The 19,182-nt window shown below is 43.0% G+C and carries 20 protein-coding genes; 11 read left to right on the top strand and 9 right to left on the bottom strand.

The window, feature by feature from the left end; all coding sequences use genetic code 11:
* Together QZX97_RS09885 and clpB are read right to left on the bottom strand one after the other, a co-directional pair.
* On the bottom strand, positions 1 to 679 hold a 679-nt coding region (locus tag QZX97_RS09885; protein WP_295664616.1), incomplete at its 3' end, for a sialate O-acetylesterase.
* Positions 680 to 826: 147 nt separating this feature from the next.
* A complete protein-coding gene (gene clpB / locus QZX97_RS09880; protein WP_295664615.1) occupies positions 827 to 3,418 on the bottom strand; it encodes an ATP-dependent chaperone ClpB in 2,592 nt (863 codons plus the stop codon).
* A 201-nt stretch (positions 3,419 to 3,619) separates the two neighbouring features.
* On the opposite strand from clpB, the gene QZX97_RS09875 reads away from it, so the two are divergent.
* The 3 genes from QZX97_RS09875 (at position 3,620) to QZX97_RS09865 (ending at position 9,246) form a co-directional block, all read left to right on the top strand.
* Entirely contained in the window at positions 3,620 to 5,566 is a 1,947-nt protein-coding gene (locus QZX97_RS09875; RefSeq protein WP_295664614.1) for a DUF1800 domain-containing protein, read from the top strand.
* A 104-nt stretch (positions 5,567 to 5,670) separates the two neighbouring features.
* Positions 5,671 to 7,710, top strand: a complete 2,040-nt coding sequence (locus QZX97_RS09870) for a DUF1800 domain-containing protein (RefSeq protein ID WP_295664613.1) — start codon at positions 5,671 to 5,673, stop codon at positions 7,708 to 7,710.
* 177 nt (positions 7,711 to 7,887) lie between these two features.
* On the top strand, positions 7,888 to 9,246 hold the full coding sequence (locus tag QZX97_RS09865) for a HAMP domain-containing sensor histidine kinase (RefSeq protein WP_295664612.1): 1,359 nt from the start codon (positions 7,888 to 7,890) through the stop codon (positions 9,244 to 9,246).
* Here QZX97_RS09865 and QZX97_RS09860 read toward each other — a convergent pair.
* Entirely contained in the window at positions 9,213 to 10,649 is a 1,437-nt protein-coding gene (locus tag QZX97_RS09860; RefSeq protein WP_295664611.1) for an AAA family ATPase, read from the bottom strand. The genes QZX97_RS09865 and QZX97_RS09860 overlap by 34 nt on opposite strands.
* 63 nt (positions 10,650 to 10,712) lie before the next feature.
* Here QZX97_RS09860 and QZX97_RS09855 point away from each other — a divergent pair, with 63 nt between their 5' ends.
* The 3 genes from QZX97_RS09855 to coaD are packed head-to-tail and all read left to right on the top strand — an operon-like array spanning position 10,713 to position 12,541.
* Positions 10,713 to 11,534 (top strand): DUF3822 family protein, encoded by an 822-nt coding sequence (locus QZX97_RS09855; RefSeq protein ID WP_295655758.1) that lies wholly within the window; start codon positions 10,713 to 10,715, stop codon positions 11,532 to 11,534.
* Positions 11,510 to 12,043, top strand: coding sequence for a 16S rRNA (guanine(966)-N(2))-methyltransferase RsmD (gene rsmD, locus QZX97_RS09850; RefSeq protein ID WP_295655759.1), 534 nt, complete (start codon positions 11,510 to 11,512; stop codon positions 12,041 to 12,043). Before QZX97_RS09855 ends, rsmD begins: the two co-directional genes overlap by 25 nt.
* A gap of 36 nt (positions 12,044 to 12,079) precedes the next feature.
* Positions 12,080 to 12,541: a pantetheine-phosphate adenylyltransferase gene (gene coaD / locus QZX97_RS09845; RefSeq protein ID WP_295664610.1), complete on the top strand. Its 462-nt coding sequence runs from the start codon at positions 12,080 to 12,082 to the stop codon at positions 12,539 to 12,541.
* On the opposite strand, the gene QZX97_RS09840 is transcribed toward coaD, so the two are convergent.
* Positions 12,510 to 12,953, bottom strand: a complete 444-nt coding sequence (locus QZX97_RS09840) for an NUDIX domain-containing protein (RefSeq protein ID WP_295655761.1) — start codon at positions 12,951 to 12,953, stop codon at positions 12,510 to 12,512. The genes coaD and QZX97_RS09840 overlap by 32 nt on opposite strands.
* Before the next feature lie 196 nt (positions 12,954 to 13,149).
* Between QZX97_RS09840 and pyrE the strand changes: the two genes are divergently transcribed.
* Both pyrE and QZX97_RS09830 read left to right on the top strand, forming a co-directional pair.
* A complete protein-coding gene (gene pyrE / locus QZX97_RS09835) occupies positions 13,150 to 13,803 on the top strand; it encodes an orotate phosphoribosyltransferase (protein ID WP_295664609.1) in 654 nt (217 codons plus the stop codon).
* A gap of 20 nt (positions 13,804 to 13,823) precedes the next feature.
* Positions 13,824 to 14,219 carry an SRPBCC family protein gene (locus tag QZX97_RS09830; protein WP_295652224.1) on the top strand — a complete coding sequence of 132 codons (396 nt, stop codon included), beginning with the start codon at positions 13,824 to 13,826 and terminating at the stop codon, positions 14,217 to 14,219.
* A 491-nt stretch (positions 14,220 to 14,710) separates the two neighbouring features.
* Here the strand turns inward: QZX97_RS09830 and QZX97_RS09825 are convergent, their stop codons facing one another.
* Complete coding sequence (locus QZX97_RS09825; RefSeq protein WP_295652222.1) at positions 14,711 to 15,502, bottom strand: hypothetical protein; 792 nt, start codon at positions 15,500 to 15,502, stop codon at positions 14,711 to 14,713.
* Between the two features lie 97 nt (positions 15,503 to 15,599).
* Positions 15,600 to 16,094, bottom strand: coding sequence for a hypothetical protein (locus QZX97_RS09820; RefSeq protein WP_295652221.1), 495 nt, complete (start codon positions 16,092 to 16,094; stop codon positions 15,600 to 15,602).
* 139 nt (positions 16,095 to 16,233) lie between these two features.
* Here QZX97_RS09820 and QZX97_RS09815 point away from each other — a divergent pair, with 139 nt between their 5' ends.
* The 3 genes from QZX97_RS09815 to QZX97_RS09805 all read left to right on the top strand — a co-directional run bounded on the left by QZX97_RS09815 (position 16,234) and on the right by QZX97_RS09805 (position 17,699).
* Positions 16,234 to 16,452: a hypothetical protein gene (locus QZX97_RS09815; RefSeq protein ID WP_295652219.1), complete on the top strand. Its 219-nt coding sequence runs from the start codon at positions 16,234 to 16,236 to the stop codon at positions 16,450 to 16,452.
* 104 nt (positions 16,453 to 16,556) lie between these two features.
* On the top strand, positions 16,557 to 16,778 hold the full coding sequence (locus QZX97_RS09810; RefSeq protein WP_295652218.1) for a hypothetical protein: 222 nt from the start codon (positions 16,557 to 16,559) through the stop codon (positions 16,776 to 16,778).
* A gap of 69 nt (positions 16,779 to 16,847) precedes the next feature.
* The gene (locus QZX97_RS09805) at positions 16,848 to 17,699 is read left to right on the top strand and encodes a metallophosphoesterase (RefSeq protein ID WP_295652217.1); all 852 of its coding nucleotides are present in this window, start codon (positions 16,848 to 16,850) and stop codon (positions 17,697 to 17,699) included.
* A 75-nt stretch (positions 17,700 to 17,774) separates the two neighbouring features.
* On the opposite strand, the gene QZX97_RS09800 is transcribed toward QZX97_RS09805, so the two are convergent.
* The 3 genes from QZX97_RS09800 to QZX97_RS09790 form a co-directional block, all read right to left on the bottom strand.
* Entirely contained in the window at positions 17,775 to 18,164 is a 390-nt protein-coding gene (locus QZX97_RS09800) for a type II toxin-antitoxin system VapC family toxin (RefSeq protein WP_295652215.1), read from the bottom strand.
* Positions 18,143 to 18,358, bottom strand: a complete 216-nt coding sequence (locus QZX97_RS09795) for a hypothetical protein (protein WP_295652213.1) — start codon at positions 18,356 to 18,358, stop codon at positions 18,143 to 18,145. Before QZX97_RS09795 ends, QZX97_RS09800 begins: the two co-directional genes overlap by 22 nt.
* A 140-nt stretch (positions 18,359 to 18,498) precedes the next feature.
* Positions 18,499 to 19,182: a hypothetical protein gene (locus QZX97_RS09790; RefSeq protein WP_295652211.1), complete on the bottom strand. Its 684-nt coding sequence runs from the start codon at positions 19,180 to 19,182 to the stop codon at positions 18,499 to 18,501.

Genomic DNA, 19,182 nt, shown 5'->3' with positions numbered 1-19,182 from the left:
CTAAATATTTTAATTTAGGATTTGCCACCAGCGCCTCTTTGCTCGTCCACGCTTCGGCTGTACTCGCACCAAATGCGGTAGTGATGAGACCAATTGGTATTTTGATGCGCTTTTGTAAGTCTCGGGCAAAAAAAAATGCCGCGGCCGATACATGCCCTACTGTTTTTGGCGATATCACTTCCCATTTTCCGGGTACTTCGGTTAAAGGTGTAGCACTGGGTACGAAATCCGTATCAAATACCCTTATTAATGGATAGTTAGCGCTTTCAACTTCTTGTTTTTCGTTAAATACCCCGCACCAATAACGGTCTTCGCGGGCAACGGTCATATCCATATTCGATTGGCCTGAGCATAGCCAAACATCGCCGGCATAAACATCGGTAAGCACAATTTTATTGTTCCCGGTAACCGACAACGTAAAAGGGCCGCCAGGTTTTAATTTATTGAGTTTAACCATCCATTTGCCATCGGCACCCGCAACAACGGTTTTAACCTGCTTGCCAAACTTAACTACAACTTTTTCGCCCGGTATAGCTGTGCCCCAAACGGGAACAGGCATATCATATTGGAGTACCATATGGTCGGTAAACGGGCTGGCCAGTTTAATGTCGGCAAAAGCAACGGATACCAAAAACAAACAGCCTAAGGCGCAAACACCTTTTCGTATGAAATTGCTCATCTTAAAAAATTACAGGTTATAATTGAGGTTATTGATGTTAAAAAGCCTTCGCAATCAACATCACTGAGCAAATATTGTGATTGTAAAAAACAAAACCATCCTGTACTGATACGGGATGGTTTTGCCTAAAAAAAGGGGACTGCCTAATTAGGCGTTCAAAAACACAAACTGATGGTCAAAGGCATCCAGCTTGATTTTGCTGTCTTTATCTACCTTGCCTGCCAAAATTTGTTTCGACAATTCGTTCAGTATTTTTTTCTGGATAACACGTTTTAACGGGCGTGCACCAAACTGAGGGTCGTAGCCCAATTGTGCCAGCCAATCCAATGCTTCTTCGCTGGCTTCTATGGTGATGCCCATTTCGGCGAGCGTATCCTGCAGATGTTTGAACTGAAGCTTCACGATATCGGTTATTTCATCGCGGCTCAGCGGTGTGAACATGATGATCTCGTCGATACGGTTCAAAAACTCAGGACGTATGGTTTTGCGCAAGAGCTCGAACAGTTCGTTCTTTGTTTTGGCAATCACCTCATCCCGGTTATTGTCGTTCAAATCGGTAAAATTATCCTGAATGATATTCGAACCGATATTGGATGTCATGATAATGATGGTATTCTTAAAGTTTACGATACGGCCCTTATTATCGGTCAGGCGCCCGTCATCCAATACCTGTAACAGGATATTGAATACATCCGGATGCGCTTTTTCTATCTCATCCAACAAAACCACGCTATAAGGTTTACGCCTTACAGCCTCGGTCAATTGGCCGCCTTCATCATAACCCACATATCCAGGAGGGGCACCAATCAATCGGGAAACCGAGTGCCTTTCCTGGTATTCCGACATATCTATTCGCACCAATGCGCTTTCATCGTTAAATAAGAACTCAGCCAGGGCTTTTGCCAGTTCAGTTTTACCAACGCCTGTAGTTCCCAGGAAGATAAATGAACCAATCGGTTTGCGCTTATCCTGCAAACCGGCACGGCTGCGGCGTATGGCATCGCTGATGGCTTCGATGGCTTCATCCTGGCCGGCTACACGTTTGTGCAGTTCCTCTTCCAAGTGCAACAGCTTTTCGCGTTCGCTTTGTATCATTCTCGAAACCGGTATGCCTGTCCAGCGCGAAACTACGCCCGCTATATCTTCGGCAGTAACTTCTTCTTTCAGCATGCGCACGCTGTCTTTGTTCTCTAACAACGCTTTTTTCAGCTTCTCCACTTCTTCCTGCGTTTCGCGGATGCGGCCATAGCGTAATTCGGCAACTTTGCCATAATCTCCTGCACGTTCGGCCTGCTCGGCCTCCAGTTTATAGTTTTCTATTTGTTCTATTTTGGTATTGATGCCATCCACGGCGTCTTTTTCTGTTTTCCATTTGGCACGCAGCGAATCACGTTCGGCCGAAAGGTTGGCTATTTCCTCGCTCAGCTCTTTCACCTTTTTATCGTTGCGCTCGCGTTTAATAGCTTCGCGCTCGATTTCGAGCTGCATAATGCGGCGTTCCAGTTCGTCCACCACTTCGGGCACCGAATCCATTTCTATCCTCAGTTTTGAAGCGGCTTCGTCCATCAAATCGATAGCTTTATCTGGCAAAAAACGGTCGGATATATACCGCTGCGACATCTCGACAGAAGCAATAATGGCCTCGTCCAGTATCCTCACTTTGTGGTGGGCCTCGTAACGTTCCTTCAAACCACGTAAAATAGAAATGGCATCGGCGGTATCAGGCTCATCCACCATCACCTTTTGGAAACGACGTTCCAAAGCCTTATCCTTTTCAAAATATTTTTGATACTCGTTTAAGGTTGTAGCACCAATAGCCCTTAATTCGCCACGGGCGAGGGCAGGTTTCAGGATGTTTGCAGCATCCATTGCACCTTCGCCGCCGCCGGCACCTACAAGGGTATGTATCTCATCAATAAACAGGATAATTTCCCCATCGGCTTGGGTTACTTCTTTGATAACGGCTTTTAAACGTTCCTCGAACTCGCCTTTATACTTCGCTCCGGCTATCAGAGCACCCATATCCAAGGAGTAAACAGTTTTCGATTTCAAGCTTTCGGGTACATCGCCTTTAATGATACGGAAAGCAATACCTTCGGCTATGGCAGTTTTACCCACGCCGGGCTCACCAACCAATATCGGGTTGTTTTTGGTACGACGGGAGAGTATCTGTATCACACGGCGTATTTCATCGTCGCGGCCAATAACCGGGTCTAACTTGCCCGACTCGGCATATTCGTTCAGGTTACGGGCATATTTATTTAACGCGTTGTAAGTGGCTTCGGCGTTCTGATCGGTTACTTTATTGTCGCCGCGCAATTCTTTTATGGCTTTTTTTAGGTCCTTTTCATTCACACCCGAATCTTTTAGTAGGGTAGAAGCCTTGTCGCTTGTCGAAAGTATCCCTAACAGGATATGCTCAACCGATACAAAATCATCTTTAAATTCTTTCAAATAGGATGTAGCTTTTTGCAAAGCCGAATTGGCGCCCGATGATAAATAGACATCGCTGCCGCTCACTTTAGGATAAGTGGCTATTTGCTGGTCCAACTGTTCGCTTAAACGGTTAACGTTTACGTTCAACTTTTTTAGCAGGTAGCTGATCACATTCTCATCCACCAAAAGCAAGCCTTTTAGCAAATGCGAATTTTCAATTGCCTGTTGTTGGTTGCCAACGGCAATTTCGGAAGCTTTTTGAACGGCTTCCTGTGCTTTAATAGTAAAATTGTTTAAATTCATAGTACTTAGGGTTATTCAAAACTGTTGCCACAAAGCCATAACTGAAAAAAAGGCAGATTGGTTTGTATTTAAATGACTAATTGTCAATTAATTATTCACCAAAAAAATCGCTAAGTTTAACCATCAAATAAAAGGCCTTTATTATTAAACTTTGTTGGATTTTAAGAGTCAAAAGCAATAGTTCCTAAATTGTTTTTCCAAATGAAACATAAGTTACTTTTAGTCATCGTCTTATTACTTTGTACCGCGGCTTTGTACTCGTTTTATTCGGGCCCGCAACTTGCTACCCGAAAATTCAGGTTTCCATTTAAAAAGGAAGGGCTGACTGAACGTCAGGCGGCTGCGCACTTGCTGAACCGATTTACGTTCGGTGCAACTCCCGGACAGGTTGATGAAGTGGTCAAGATAGGTCTCGAAAAGTGGTTTGTGCAACAACTTGACGCCAAACTGCCCGATGATTCGCTTAACAAAAGGTTAAGTGGCTTTGATGCGCTCAACTTTACCAATCAGCAGGCTGTAAATACTTATCCCGACAGGGGTGCCCTGTATAATATGGCCGTAAAGGACGGTATTGTAAGCAAGGATTCACTTTACGTTGCTAAAGACCAACGTTCTTTCAATGCCCTGATACAGGCTTATATGAAAGCCAAAGGTTACCGCACTAACCAGGACCTTCAAAACCAATTCATTAGTCAAAAAATATTACGTGCCGCGTATAGCAACAATCAACTGCAGGAAGTTTTGACCGATTTTTGGTTTAACCATTTCAATGTATCGTATAGCAAAAACGGTCCGCAGTTATTTATACCTTCCTACGAGCGCGATGTGATACGCCCGCATGTGTTTGGCAGGTTTGATACCTTGTTACTGGCCACTGCCAAATCGCCGGCCATGATGCATTACCTCGATAATTTTATCAGTGTTGCGCCACCTGCCGATGTGAAGCCCGTTGCTTTGCCGGTAACAGAGGCTATGGTGATGGGGGGTGATACATCGCATAAAATAGCGCAAGTGCCGGTACGCCGTAAAAGAACATCGGGATTGAACGAGAATTATGCCCGCGAGGTAATGGAATTGCACACCTTGGGTGTTGACGGGGGTTATACCCAAGCCGATGTTACTCAAGCCGCCCGCGTGCTGACCGGCTGGACGGTTTATCCTTTCGGTGATGCCAATAACCGCATGACGCAGCTATACTTACGTAATGGTGTTGAAACCATGGAAAAGCGGGGTTTTGTGCACGAGGGAGACTTTTTATTTGATGCCACCAGTCATGATAAGAGTCAGAAAGTGGTTTTGGGGCATCAGTTTGATGGCAGTGGTTATCAGGAAGGGGTAGACCTATTAGAAATGCTGGCGCACCACCCATCTACAGCTAAATTTATTACCCGTAAAATAGCCATCCACTTTGTGAGCGATAACCCGCCCCAAACTTTGTTGGATAAAATGGCTAAATCGTTTACAGACCATGACGGCGATATCAGGCAAGTATTGATTACTATGGTAACATCACACGAGTTTTGGAGCAAGGAATCGTTAAGGGAGAAAACAAAATCGCCGTTTGAACTGGCTATAAGCGCAGTAAGGAGTATGAACGCCGATATTAAGCAACCTCTGCAGGTATACAACTGGGTTTCTCGCATGGGCGAACGTCTGTATTATTACCTTGCACCCACAGGTTTCCCCGATAAGGGCGCTTACTGGATAAATACCGGCTCATTGTTGACCCGTATGAACTTTGGATTGGCACTGGCGACCCAGCGGATACCAGGCGTAACTTTTAACCTCGGGGCACTGAATGATAACCATGAGCCCGAAAGCCCCGAAGCCGCGCTGGCCATCTATTGCAAGCTATTTATGCCCGAGCGCGACCTTGACCAAACCATTAAAAGGTTGACGCCATTGCTGCATCAGCCCGATCTGGCCCAGACCATCAATAATGCAAGCGCTGCGCCAAACCCGAAAGTATTGAACCAGCAGGACCGGATGGGTAACTCAAGCACCGTAACAACTGTTTCTGCAAAACCGAGCAACCAGCCACCAGTTTATGCTGCGTTATACAATGGCAATCGACCGGCGGGTAATTACAGTATGTTGGGGCAGGTGGTTGGTATCATCATCGGTTCGCCGGAATACCAGCGCAGGTAGATAATCATTTGTTTAAAGTTAATTGTTTTTATTAATTTATTAATTGCATAATCAAAAGTTAATTGTTTTTTTTTCTAAAGTGTACCCAGGTAAATTTTCTCTCTATGAAATCATTTAAATTTTTAGCCACCGCGCTCATTGTGATGATAAGCGGAATATTGTTATCATCCTTTTTTTCGGCCACCCGTCTTGGATATAAAAACTATAGATTTCCATATAAACGCGGCGGTTTAAACGAAAGGCAAGCTGCCGCGCATTTGTTAGACCGTTTTACTTACGGTGCTACGCCCGGCCAGGTTGACCAAGTGGTTAACATGGGCCTGGAAAATTGGTTTCAACAACAACTGGATGCCGGTTTGCCTGATGATACGCTTAATAACCGTTTAAGTAAATTAGATGCCATCAACCTGAGCAACAGCCAAGTGGTTGAGAAATTCCCTCCGGGTTTTGTGGTGCGCTATCGGGCGATTAAAGCAAATGTAATCAGTAAAGATTCGGTTGGAAAAGCTAAAAATATAAAGGCATATAATGACACCATAGCTGCCTTTTCAACACGCAAAGGTTTTAGGCCCGAGCAAGAGCTGTACAAACAATTCATTAGTCAGAAGATACTTAGGGCTACTTACTCCAATAACCAACTGCAGGAAGTTTTGACCGATTTTTGGTTTAACCACTTTAATGTATCGCTCACCAAACCCGAATGCGCCGATTTTATACCTTCTTATGAGCGTGATGTAATACGCCCAAATGTTTTAGGCAAATTTGATAAAATGCTCATTGCGGAGGCGCAATCGCCGGCTATGCTGTATTACCTGGATAATTTTGCCAGTGAAGGTCCGCCGGCACCGGCAAAACCAAATAACAAACCAACTCCAAAGCAAGCTGATAACGGTAGTATGATGATGAGCGGCGGTATGCAGGCAGCAGCTCAACCTGTTGCAAAGCCGGAACAGAGTATGATGATGGTGGATGCAGGTGCTCAAAAGCAAGCACTAACGGTTAAAACCATTACTCCACAAACAAATGTGACTGGTTTAAATGAGAATTTTGCCCGAGAAGTGATGGAACTGCATACCATGGGTGTTGATGGTGGCTATACTCAAACAGATGTTACCCAAGCCGCACGTGTCTTAACCGGCTGGACAATTTATCCTTTGGGCAGGTTTGGTTTTGGCAGCGCCATGCAGGGATTGGTAGACAAGATTGGGGCAGCCAAAATGAACCAAAATGGTTTTGTGCATCGGGGCGACTTTTTGTTTACACCTACACGGCATGATATGGGCCAAAAAACTGTATTAGGCCATCATTTTGATGCCAATGGCGGTTATCAGGAGGGGGTTGATTTGTTGGAAATGCTGGCACACCATCCATCTACCGCCCAGTTTATCTGCAAAAAGATTGCTACACGCTTTGTGAGCGATAACCCGCCTGCCGCTTTAATTAATAAAATGGCCAAAACTTTCACCGAACAGGACGGCGACATTAAACAGGTTTTGATTACCATGGTAAGTTCGCCGGAGTTTTGGAAGAAGAACGCGGTGAGGGAGAAAACTAAATCGCCGTTTGAACTGGCCATCAGTTCGATAAGGGGATTAAATGCCAATATTACCGACCCATATCAGGTATACAATTGGGTGAGCCGAATGGGCGAAAAAATGTATTATTATCAAGCCCCCACCGGTTTCCCCGATAGGGGCACTTACTGGATAAATACAGGTTCGCTGTTAAACCGCATGAATTTTGGTTTGGCGCTTGCTTCGCAAAAGATACCCGGTGTTACCGTTAATTTGGCGGCGTTGAATGACCACCATGAACCCGAAAGCGCGCAGGCAGCCCTGCTGACTTATAGCAAACTGGTAATGCCCGAGCGGGATTTAGACAAAACCATCAAACGTTTAGCGCCTTTGTTGAACGACCCTCAGTTGGTGGCTAAAATCAATAATGCCGTTGCTAAAATGCCTGCATCGCAGCCGGCTAATTTATCGCCCGTACAGGATATGTCATCAATGACTACAAACCAGGGCGCATCAAACCCGCAGGCTCCGGCAAAAGTAAACGCACAAGTAAGCAACAACCAGGCAAATACCATGTTGGCGCAGGTAGTGGGCATTATTATCGGCTCTCCTGAATTTCAGCGCAGGTAATATAATCTTTGTCATATCAAAATGTATTAAAGGGCCTTTGTCGTAAATGAAGGCCTTTTTTAGTGGCTAACAATACAGTTGTGAATATATAAGCCGCTGTAAATCAGTTAAAATAAAATCGTTCTTTTTTCTATTTGGATAATATTTCTATATTTAGGCGACAATAATGCTATCAGAGTGAAGATTTACTTGTTTTCCCCTATCGAAACCCCGAACAGAGCAGCATTTCGTGCCGACTATGTTTTTTCGAACCTGAAAATTGTCAAAAGTTTCAGCCTGATTTACTTTATCGTTATCCTCGCCTTCAGGTTGTTTATTTACTATTCCGGCTTCAACATCGATAAGGCCATAAATGTTAGTGGTTTTTCCGCTTCGTTGTACACCTCGATATACGTCATCCCGGTTTTCTATATTTTGAGCTATCTGCTCATTCATAACTTTAGGCAAGAAAAAAACATCATTGCAATATCTCAAGCGTTGGTTGTGCTGTTTTCGCTTTATTTACTAAGCAGGGGTATGATTAATACTTTTAATGCTGCCCATAATCCGCGCAACACCATGACCATGTATATGCTGTGGCTCGTTATCGTCTGCATTCTTTTTGTGTTTGAGTATTACGAAACGCTTTTTGTCATCGCTATATCTATTTCCTCGTTCGCTTTTTTGCTGCCACATTATTTAACGGACCAGGGCGAGATATTCAAAAATAATTTTGTTGCCGCAACATTGCTTTGTGTGTTTTTCTTTGCATCGCGTTATGTGTTTACCTATCGGGCAACGCATTTTAGCCAATTGAAAACCATTCAGGAGAAAAACCAGCAGATAGAAAACGCCATACATCTAAAGGATGAAATATTGGGCATAGTGGCGCACGACTTGAGAAACCCACTATCGGCCATAGAATCGATTGCTATGCTGATGGAGTTGGATAGCGATATACTGGATGATAACATATTGGATAATTTGATGATGATCAAGGCATCGTGCGAAAAAGCAAGGTTTATCATCAACGACCTGATTGAGGTTGCCCGTAACGACAATGATAATATAGACAATTTTGGGGTAGAGAAAGCCGAGGTAAATGGCTTTTTATCGGAAATAGTTGCTGAATGGGAGCAAAGCAGCGGTGCAAAATTGATGTTTAGACAAACTGACGAGCCGATATATGTTTGGATAAATAAAGAAAAGATGCAGCGCGTAATGGACAACCTCATCAGCAATGCCATAAAATTTTCGGTTGACGGCAACCCGGTGGAGATATTTTTGAAACAGTTTTCGGGAAAATGTTTTATCCATGTTAAAGATAGAGGCCTTGGTATCCCTAAGGACATGATACCTTACATTTTCGACCGGTTTTCGAGAGCCAGCCGAAAAGGCATCCGCGGGGAAGACTCGGTTGGCCTCGGCTTAAGCATCGTACGCCAAATCATCAGGAAGCATGGAGGAGATATTACGGTAGACAGTGTTGAAAAGCAAGGTACTACTTTTACAATCATGCTGCCTCAATCCTCGGTTTTATTATCGGCCGCCGGATAAAAACGCTCGTTAAAATTAACGAGGAACAAGGTTGTGGTGGCGCGCGTACAGGCTGTATAAAACCATCTCAAAAAATCATAATTGATCATTTCTTCAGTTAAATAGCCTTGGTCAACAAAAACGGCATCCCATTGGCCACCTTGTGCTTTATGGCAGGTTACCGCGTAGGCAAACTTGATTTGCAGGGCGTTGTAGTAAGGGTTGGTTTTCAGTTCGTTATACTTAGCCCGTTTGTTGGCTATGTGGTCATAATCCTTCATTACTTCCAAAAAAAAGCGTTTTTGGTCTGCGGGATTCAACGCGGGAGCTTCGGAATATAAGGTGTCCAACATCACTTTACAGTTAATCGTGAGGTCTTCGGCATAGTCTATAAATTCAAGTTGCGCGTCGGCAAAGCGAAAGCCATACATATCCTGGAAATTTCGAATTTTCTTTATTCTCGCGATATCGCCATTGGCAATAAATCCTGTGCTGTTTTCTTCTTCTTCCTGCAGCCAAAAATAGTTGTTGCGCACCACCATTATCTGGTCGCCGCCGGTAATTTCTTCATCGCGGAACAATATACGCCCCCTTATTTGTTGGTTGTATAGGTTTGCATTCTTGTTCGACCGGCAGATGACCAGGGTACGGTCCATGCCGTATTTATTATAAGCGTAGTGTAAACCTTCTTGCAGTTTGGTGCCGTTTATGCGGTAAACATCCTTAAAACCTTTGGTGATGATTTGCGGTATGCCCTTTTTGCCTTTGCGGATGAGGTTTCGAATGCCGGTTACGTTCAATAAAATGCCCGAATCTTTTTCCTGACGCACCACATCGGTAAGCTCGAACGCGAAAACGGTTAGCCGGAAGGTGTCTTTCAATACTTTTTCTTCCAAAGCCGGGCTGTTGTCGGAGCCGACAGGGGGCAATTGCGCGGTATCGCCTACCAGCATCAGTTTACAGTTTTTTGTGTTGTAAACATAGTCAACCAGGTCCTGCAGCAGGCTTTTGCGATTATTGCCGCTTACCTCGTCGGATATCATCGAGGCTTCATCAACAATGAAAAGGGTATCAACAGCTATATTATCGGCTATAGCAAAGGCATCATCAATACTCATGGCCGATTTTTTACGATAGATGCGCTTATGGATGGTAAAAGCCTTTTTGCCCGAATACCCCGTAATAACTTTGGCCGCCCTGCCGGTGGGGGCAAGCAAAACCGATTTGTATTGGTAACGCCGCAAAGCCTTTACCAGCGAGCTGATGACGGTGGTTTTACCCGTGCCGGCATATCCTTTCAACAAAAAGCATTCATCGCCGTTGGTGCTGTTTAAAAAGCTGTGCAGGCGGTTAAACAACTCCAGTTGCTGGCCGGTAGGGGTATGCGGGAAACATTTTGATATATACTCGTCTTCGGGGTTCACAAGCCAAAAATGCGCATAAAAAGGCTTAGTAAGAGCGGTATTATTTTTTTACTTTTGTTTTTGATGAGCAATCAACGATTTAACTACTACGACCCCGAATTTAACCCTGCCGATGCAGCAGGTTGCAGTCTGCTCATCATGATATCCGATAATACGTTTTCCTTCGCCATTATACAAAAGCGGGCCAATAAAGTATTGGTTTGGGGCGAAAATTATCGCCTTGAAGAGTTGAATACATCCGGAGATTTGAGCGATATTTTATTGGCACCATTTGCCGAAACAAAAATAGGCGTGCAATCGCAGTCGTTCACTATCGTACATAAAGATTTGTACAGGGCCAATCAACTTGCCGGTTTTGCAAAATGCCTGGATGCACAAACAAATGAAACGATACTGGTGAACCTGCTGGACGATGATAACTATGTCATCTTCAAAATAAGCGGGGAACTAACGACAGCCATTAGCGAACATTTTGATTTGAAATGGGTGTTTTTTGCCGGCAAACCATGGATAGCCGCCATCAATATGGCAAAACCTTATATACAGCCGCTGTATGCCCATATTACAGGCAGCGTGGTGCAACTGTACCATACTAATAATGACAAGCTTGATTTTTACAACAGGTTTCAATTTAGCAACCCCGACGAGCTGATGTATTACGTAGTGCTGACCGCCAACGAGTTGAATATAAACCTCGATGCTACTTCCGTAATTTTGAGCGGCGATATTACCGTATCCGACAAGAGGATACAACGCGTGAGCGACCTGTTGCCTAAAGTTTATTTTAACCAAAACCAGGTGGTATCATTGCCATCAGGGTTTATATCGCACCAGATTTTGATGCTTGCCGGACTAAGTTTATGCGAATCATTGGCGGTAAATTAAAAGGTTTGCGGCTTAACCCGCCCAACAACCTGCCTGTACGCCCAACAACCGACATGGCCAAAGAGGCTTTGTTCAACATCCTGAATAATCAAATAGATTTTGAAGGTATCATGATGCTCGACCTGTTTAGCGGTACGGGCAATATAGCGATGGAATTTGCATCGAGAGGGGCGGAGCAAGTGATTGCAGTAGACAGGAGTATACAATGTATCAATTACCTGAAAGATACGGCAAGGCAGCATAAACTGGAGCAGATAAGCACCTTTAAGGCAGATGTTTTTAAGTACTTGGAGATGGAAACCGACCAATACGACCTGATATTTGCCGACCCGCCATACGACCTGAACCGGATACCGGAGATACCGAAGATAGTTTTTGAAAAAAAACTGTTAAAACAGGGCGGAATGCTCATTGTTGAACACCAAAGCATGCAAAACCTGAGCCAGCAAACCGGTTTTGTTGAGCAAAGAAAATATGGGCATTCGTCTTTTTCGTTTTTTAAATCTTAATTTTACAAAGATTAGCCAACATTAGCACCGCTTGATATGAAAATCGCCCTTTTTCCCGGCTCGTTCGATCCTGTAACCAAGGCCCATGTGGATATTATCAAACGGTCAATCGACTTGTTCGATAAGGTGTACATCGGTATCGGCACCAACAGCAGCAAGCAAGGTTTTTTAAGTGTTGAAAAGAGGGAGCAGATGTTAAGGGCTGTTTTTGAGACCGAGCCAAAAATTCATGTAGTGGCTTACGAAGGCTTGACCATTGATTTTTGCAAGCAAATAGGAGCGGCGTATATGATACGCGGCATACGGACCGTTTCCGATTTTGAATATGAAAAGGCCATTGCGCAGATGAACCACGCCCTGGAGCCGGGCATCGAAAGTATCTTTATTGTGAGCAAGCCCGGATATTCGTCGATAAGTTCAACCATTGTGCGCGAGATTTTACGCTTTAAAGGCAATGCCGACCAGTTTATCCCAAAAGAGGCGCTTCCTTATCTTTAACCAGTCCACTTTTTTCCATTACATCGATAATGGAAGGGAATGAGTTTTTAAGGATAATGCCCATTTTTTCTTTCACAAACCAGCGCGCGTCGGTTATGCCTTCTTCTTTTTGAGGTTTTAATTTTTCTTGCCCTTCGGCCTTCATTTTAAACCAGTAACTCTTTTTGATGACTACTTCGCCACGCGAAATATAGGCATGGTAAGTTTTGCAGATGCGTTTCCCCAACTTTTTAACCACAATACCACATTCTTCTTCCACTTCGCGCACAGCGGCGTCTTTTATGGTTTCCCCTTTTTCAATTTTACCTTTAGGCAGGTCCCAGGTATCGTTACGATAAATAAACAAAAACTCTTTTTTTTCGTTTTTAACCAAGCCCCCGGCTGCTTCTATAACGGTTACTGTCTTCAGCATCTGTTTGAAGAACAATTTGGCATCGGTGCATATGATAAAGAAATTATGCCCACGATAGTGTTCGTTAATTAGTGGATAAATTATTTTCAAATCAAACAACTGATTGTCAATTTGTTGAAAATTTTTTAAGTGCTTTGGGGCTGTCTCAGTTATCAAAAGAGCCTTTTGGTTGATATAAATTCTATAAATTTGAGCCATGTTTAATAAAAGTGAGATCGAACAGCAAGTGGCCGAATTCCTGCTGCAAATTAAAGCAATTAAATTGCAACCTACCAATCCATTTACGTGGGCGTCGGGCTGGAAGTCGCCTATTTATTGTGATAACCGGGCAACCTTATCACATCCTACCATACGTACCTATATCCGCCAAAACATTACCAAATTGATAACCGAAGAATTTGGTAATGTTGAATGTGTTGCCGGTGTGGCAACTGCCGGGATACCGCAAGGTGTTTTAGTGGCTCAGGAATTGGGTTTGCCCTTTGTTTACGTTCGCGCGAAAGCGAAAGAACACGGTACCGGCAGCCTGATTGAAGGAGAAATATTTGAAGGACAAAGGGTGGTAGTGGTTGAAGACCTGGTTTCGACAGGTAAAAGCAGTTTGCAGGCCGTTGACGCTTTGCGTGCCGCAGGATATAACGTGGCCGGCCTGGTGGCTATTTTTACCTATGGCTTTGATGCTGCGGCGGAAAACTTTAAAAAAGCCAATTGTCGCTTTGCTACCTTATCAAACTATAAAGCTTTGATAAATTATGCCGAAGAACATCAGTATATAACTAAGGCAGATGTTGAGCTTTTGCAAAAATGGCGCGAGGCACCCGCAGAGTGGGGTCAAATAGCAGCCGAATAACCACATTTATCCGATTTATTATGACCGTTATTGAAAGCAAGGTTAGCATTGCCAAGGCCGCACCTGTTGTTTACGCGTTTTTAGCCGATTTGAACAATCATCAGCAGCTGATGCCTGAAAATATATACAACTGGTCGTCGACGGTAACAGAGGCGCGCTTTACTATTCAAAACATGGCCAAGCTTGCGCTGAAAACCGGAAATCTGGTTGAAAACAAGGAAATACAAATCATACCGGCCGAGACACCTCCGTTTGAACTGGAATTAAAATGGCTTTTAGAGCCGATAGGGGAAAGCACGCAGGTTACCTATCAAATATCGGCCGACCTGAATATGATGATGAAAATGCTTGTTAGCGGGCCGCTACAAAAGCTTGCAGACCACGAAACATCGCGCCTTGGCGAAGTGCTGAAATAACTCGGCAAAATCCTCAAAAAAATCTTATCATAACCATACTCAGGCTTTTATTTGTTAGTAAAACCGGAGTATGGTATGCCTTATCATTATCTGGCGATAATAAAAAGTGTGGTTTAAAACAATTTTAAAAAAAATGAAACCTTTTGGTAACCCTGCCCGTAAAAGACAGAAACCATGCGAAAAAAGGTTTGTTATTAGCGTATTTTAAAGTAGTTGATAGCGCTGGTTGAAACGTTTGTTACTACGATTACGCCAAGAGCGATGCAAGAAATGATGATAAAAGTGTCCATAATAGTTTAATTTTAGGTGATTAAGTTATTATAGGCTAAACTAAACTTATGCCATGATTTGTTATTTTATAACAAACTGATTTTCAATACAATAAATTGTATGGGGTTAACTACCTTTCCCGGGCTGTGAATTGATTTCTACGGAATCGGTTATTTTGTGGAAATAGCTTCCCAATGTGTAGAGAATGCCTTAAAATTCTATTATTTTCCTGCTTTTTTACTTGAATAAAAAATGTACGTTAAGGCTGATAATATGATGATTATCAATGCAATAAATACTAAGTAAAGCGTATTTTGCACCCCACGATGTATATTGCCCGAAACATCTTTTTTTACAGAATTTGTATCTGTAACAACGCTATTATTTACAACAAACTGCTTGCCTGCCAACTTGTTACCAATTGAATCTTTTAAATAACTGATGCGGTTTAGTTGGACGGCTGCTATTTTAAGGTCGCCGTTTTTGATATAAGCATCGGCGAGCTGCTGCATTTCGATGATACGGTTATTTACATTGCCTGTTTTATTGGCTAAATAATTGGCTTCGGCAATGTCGGTCTTAGCCAGGTCATAATCTTTAATTTCCCTTTTCAGTGTTGCCAGTTTGATGAGCGAGTTGATTACGGCGGCTGTATCCTTTAGCTCGCGCGACAGGGTGTTTGATTGCAGGATATACCATTTTTCCTGCGAGTGTTTTTTCATCAATCGATACACCGAGGCCATGTTATCAAAGGAGAGGCGCATCCCGGCACTATCCCGATAGCGTGAGTATATATGCAAAGCTTCGTCGATGCTGTTTAAGGCGCGGTAAAGCTGGTCGGGCTCTGCATTTTGTTTGGCCATGTTCAGGGCCTTTTTGTTCAGCGAATCGCCCCGGGCGGTTTGTTTTTTTACAAATTGCGCCCGGGATAAGCTGTCGGCAGTTTTGGTTTGTGCGTTAGCCATTCCGGCTAAGGCAATAAACATAAATAAACCGGCGATGTTATAACGCATTTAAAATACCTTCTGGTTTGTGTCTGCCTTTGCCTATTATTAGGGTTTTTAGCAAAGTTGAAGATATAAAAATTCCGGAAGTTTAATGGCATGGGGTTTAGCCCAAAGCTTCCGTCAATAAATTGCGCATGGCTTCGCGCTTTTCGGGGCTTATGGCGGCCATGGTTTTTTGGATGATGGCCTCTTCCGTATCATATACGGCCAAACCTAATTCAAAGGCGTTTTGCTGGTTGCCGGGGTGGCCTGGTTTAAAAAACAGGGGCATATCAAACCCCAGGTCCACATAATATTGGATAATGAAGGGCGGGGCAGGCAATGCCTGTGCCACGGCCTGTATTTCGGGGGTGAGTTGTTTTAAGGGCTTTAGCAGCAGTTTAAACTCAAATTGTGGTTCGCGGGTATCTTTTATGGTGTACCAGGCCGTTGTGCGGTCGGTGGGGTTAAAAAGCTGCAAGGCATCGCCTTTAATGCCCGTAAGTGTAAGTATCTGGTTGCTTTGCGCCCAATAAATAGGGTGCAGGCTTTTTACCCATACCTTTTCGCCAATATATTTTTGAAATACTTTCAGTTTTAAGCTTGCTTCCAGTTTCATTATGCTAATTATTTTAGTATTTCAAATTAACGGAACTCGGACTTTAAATGCAAATTATTTTAGCAATAAATTTTATTCAAAAAAACGAAACCATGCGCTATTTCATTTCGTATAAAGGATAAAACAAACTCAAACCTGTATGAAACAATTATTTACTCTCTCTGTAGTATTATTAAGCTGCTCTTCGGGTTTTGCCGCCCCCACGGTACCTGTAGCCAGCGCTTCTAACCTGCCCATTAATGCCGGCATTGTGCTGTTGTTGGCCATAGGCATGGGTATCGGTATCAAAGTAATCGCAAAAAAACTGAAACAGGTAGACCAGCACCTGCAAGACGCTTTTGGCGAAAAAGTTTTATAGTTATGCTATTGGCAAACAGCGCAGCCTGAATTTTTGATGATGTTTGTTACCGCTAAATAGCGTATTGCCCTTTGTATATGCGCTTATTACCTTAACTTTGGTTGATGAAGCCTAAGGTATATGATTTTTTGGAAGCGCAAAACCGCTTAGATGCCGTTAAACCCCGCGACATTATCCTTTATCCTAATATTACCACCCTGCAATACCCCGATTTTGCCACCTTTGAACGCTGGATGGACAAACACTTTGAATACGTTATTGAGCTGAACCAGCCAACACAACCCGTTTGGAAATATAAGATTACGGGTGTGTTGAAGAAACGGTAGTCGCAGACTGCCGGCGTGTGTTTACCTTTAGTTAACATTCAAGCATTATCTTTAACTCAAAAAGAGACTATGGCTAATCGCAGGACATTCATCGCAAATACATTAACCGGGATTGCCGGTATCACCTTGCTGCCTGCTATCAACACTTTTGCCGCCGGGCACGACCGTATAGAACGCTTAGCGCCTAAAAAGCTGAAGTTAAGGTTCGCCATTTGTTCGGATTTGCATTATGGGCAGGAGGGTACCGATTTTGACCAAAACGCGGCCAATATTGTGAAGTGGATGAACGAGGAACACGCTGCCAACCATTTGGATAGGGTAATCATCAATGGCGACCTGGTGCATAACCGCCCCGACCTGTTGCCTGTTTTAAAAGAACGTTTTTTTGATAAGATAGCCGTGCCTTATCATACTATACCCGGCAACCACGATTTTGCCGATACCGCCATTTGGAAAAAAGCATTTGGCTACGAAGACAAGTATGTAATTGAGCAGGGCGACATTGCCTTTGTATTTGCCAATACGGCGGATACAAAAGGGGTTTATGTTTGCCCGGACAACGCCTTTTTAAAAGCTTCGTTTGATAAACTGACCGATAAAAAAATGATATTTGTGATACTGCACATCGCACCGGTACAATGGCTGAAAGAAGAAGCTACCGTATTCTTAGACTGCCCCGATACCGTAAAACTACTGCACAGTTACCCGAACATAAAGGCCGTTTTCCATGGCCATGACCACTCGCTTGACGGGGTACGGTATACCGATAAGCTGCCGCACTTTTTCGATAGCCATACCGGCGGCAACTGGGGCACCGACTATAAGGGCTATCGCATAGTTGAGGTAAGCGATGATAACCAGGTGTACACTTACCAGGTAAATGCCAGCCGCAACCCTAATTTAAATGCCAATAAATTTTAGGATTGTTGAGACTTCTTTGGAAAAAGGCGGACGATTTAACGAGTTAGTTTTTTAACGTAGTCGTAGAAACAGGGGTTAAATGCTATAAGGATTGACAACTTTCAAACCTTTGATATTCTTAAAATCAGAAATATTCCTGGATATCAGTGTGAATTTATAGAAAATTGCAGTTGCTGCAATTACAGCATCGGGGAGCTTGGTACGGTGTTTTTTACGAATATCAATACTAATATCTACTATCTCGCTCGTCAGGTCAAGCACGACGGCGTCGTTCATCAAGCCTACAAGCAATTGATAATATTGGTCGGGGGCATTAAAACCAAGCAATTCTATTTTCGAGATGACTGAGACATTTGGAATGGCATCAATTACTTCATTCATAAATTGAACACCCTCAATTGGCAGCTTTTGCCCTAAGTAGTCAATTATGGCATTGGTATCAACTAAATACTGCGGTTGTTCCATTCTTCGCGGCTTTTCGTCACGTAGTCTTGCAATTCATCGGCAATATCGGCAGGGAGCTTGCCCGCATACTTTTCAGAAAGTTTTTGTTGAGGCTCGGTACCTTTTTTTAAAAGTTTGATAACATGCAAATCTTCAAGGTCTTGCAGGAGTTTGTAAGCCTTGTTGCTGTTTATTTGTACCAATACTGTTTCCATCTTTTAAAATGCTTGTTCTTATCCGCTTATAAAGTTACATAAAATAACCAATTGTATCAAATCGATGCAAACTACAGGCATAAGGGTTCGTAGACGGAGTCTACGAACCGCGGGGGGGGGGTAGAATAATTAACAAATCATTAAAAACTTAACTCTAAATAGCTCTTAACCTCGTGCTTTGATGGAGACATAAACTCAGGTATAACTTTCAAAACAACAAGTGTATTATTATTCTTCCAGGCAATTTTGTTGGGCTGCCAATCCTTTAATTCATATTCCCAGTCCAAAAGAATCTTCCCGCCTTTTATTTCAAATAATTGAATACCCGTTGGCATTTCATCATAATCTAAGTATCCCGAAAATGAAGCAATATGTAGCCCATCTGGTGAGATATATAATTCTCCCCATATTTTTAATTCTGTGCCATCATATTTATTAATCAGTAAATATTCGCCTGATTCATAATATTTTGCCAAAACGATATAAAACTTATCCATTATTTGACCGAGTAGCTGATAGCTTTCCTGGTCTGGATTGTCAGTTCCTACACCTTTGTCCTTCAATGTAACAAAAGAGCCATTACTCAACTTTAGCTTTGTAACACCTTTTTTCTTCTTAATAGTCACGGGTTTAACATCATGCATTGACGACCTAAAACTGTATTGCGTGGCAGTTGAAGACGAAACGGGTTTAAGGGTTATGGTCTTACCATTAATATGAATAATTTGTGTTTTATAAAATGCTGCATGTTGTTGAGCATATGAGTATTTAATTGAAAAATTAAATGCCAGGAGGAGTAATGTTGATACTATTAATGTTTTCAT

It is taken from the genome of uncultured Mucilaginibacter sp. (assembly GCF_903893715.1).
GTDB lineage: Bacteria > Bacteroidota > Bacteroidia > Sphingobacteriales > Sphingobacteriaceae > Mucilaginibacter.
This window is presented reverse-complemented; position numbering and strand designations above follow the sequence as displayed.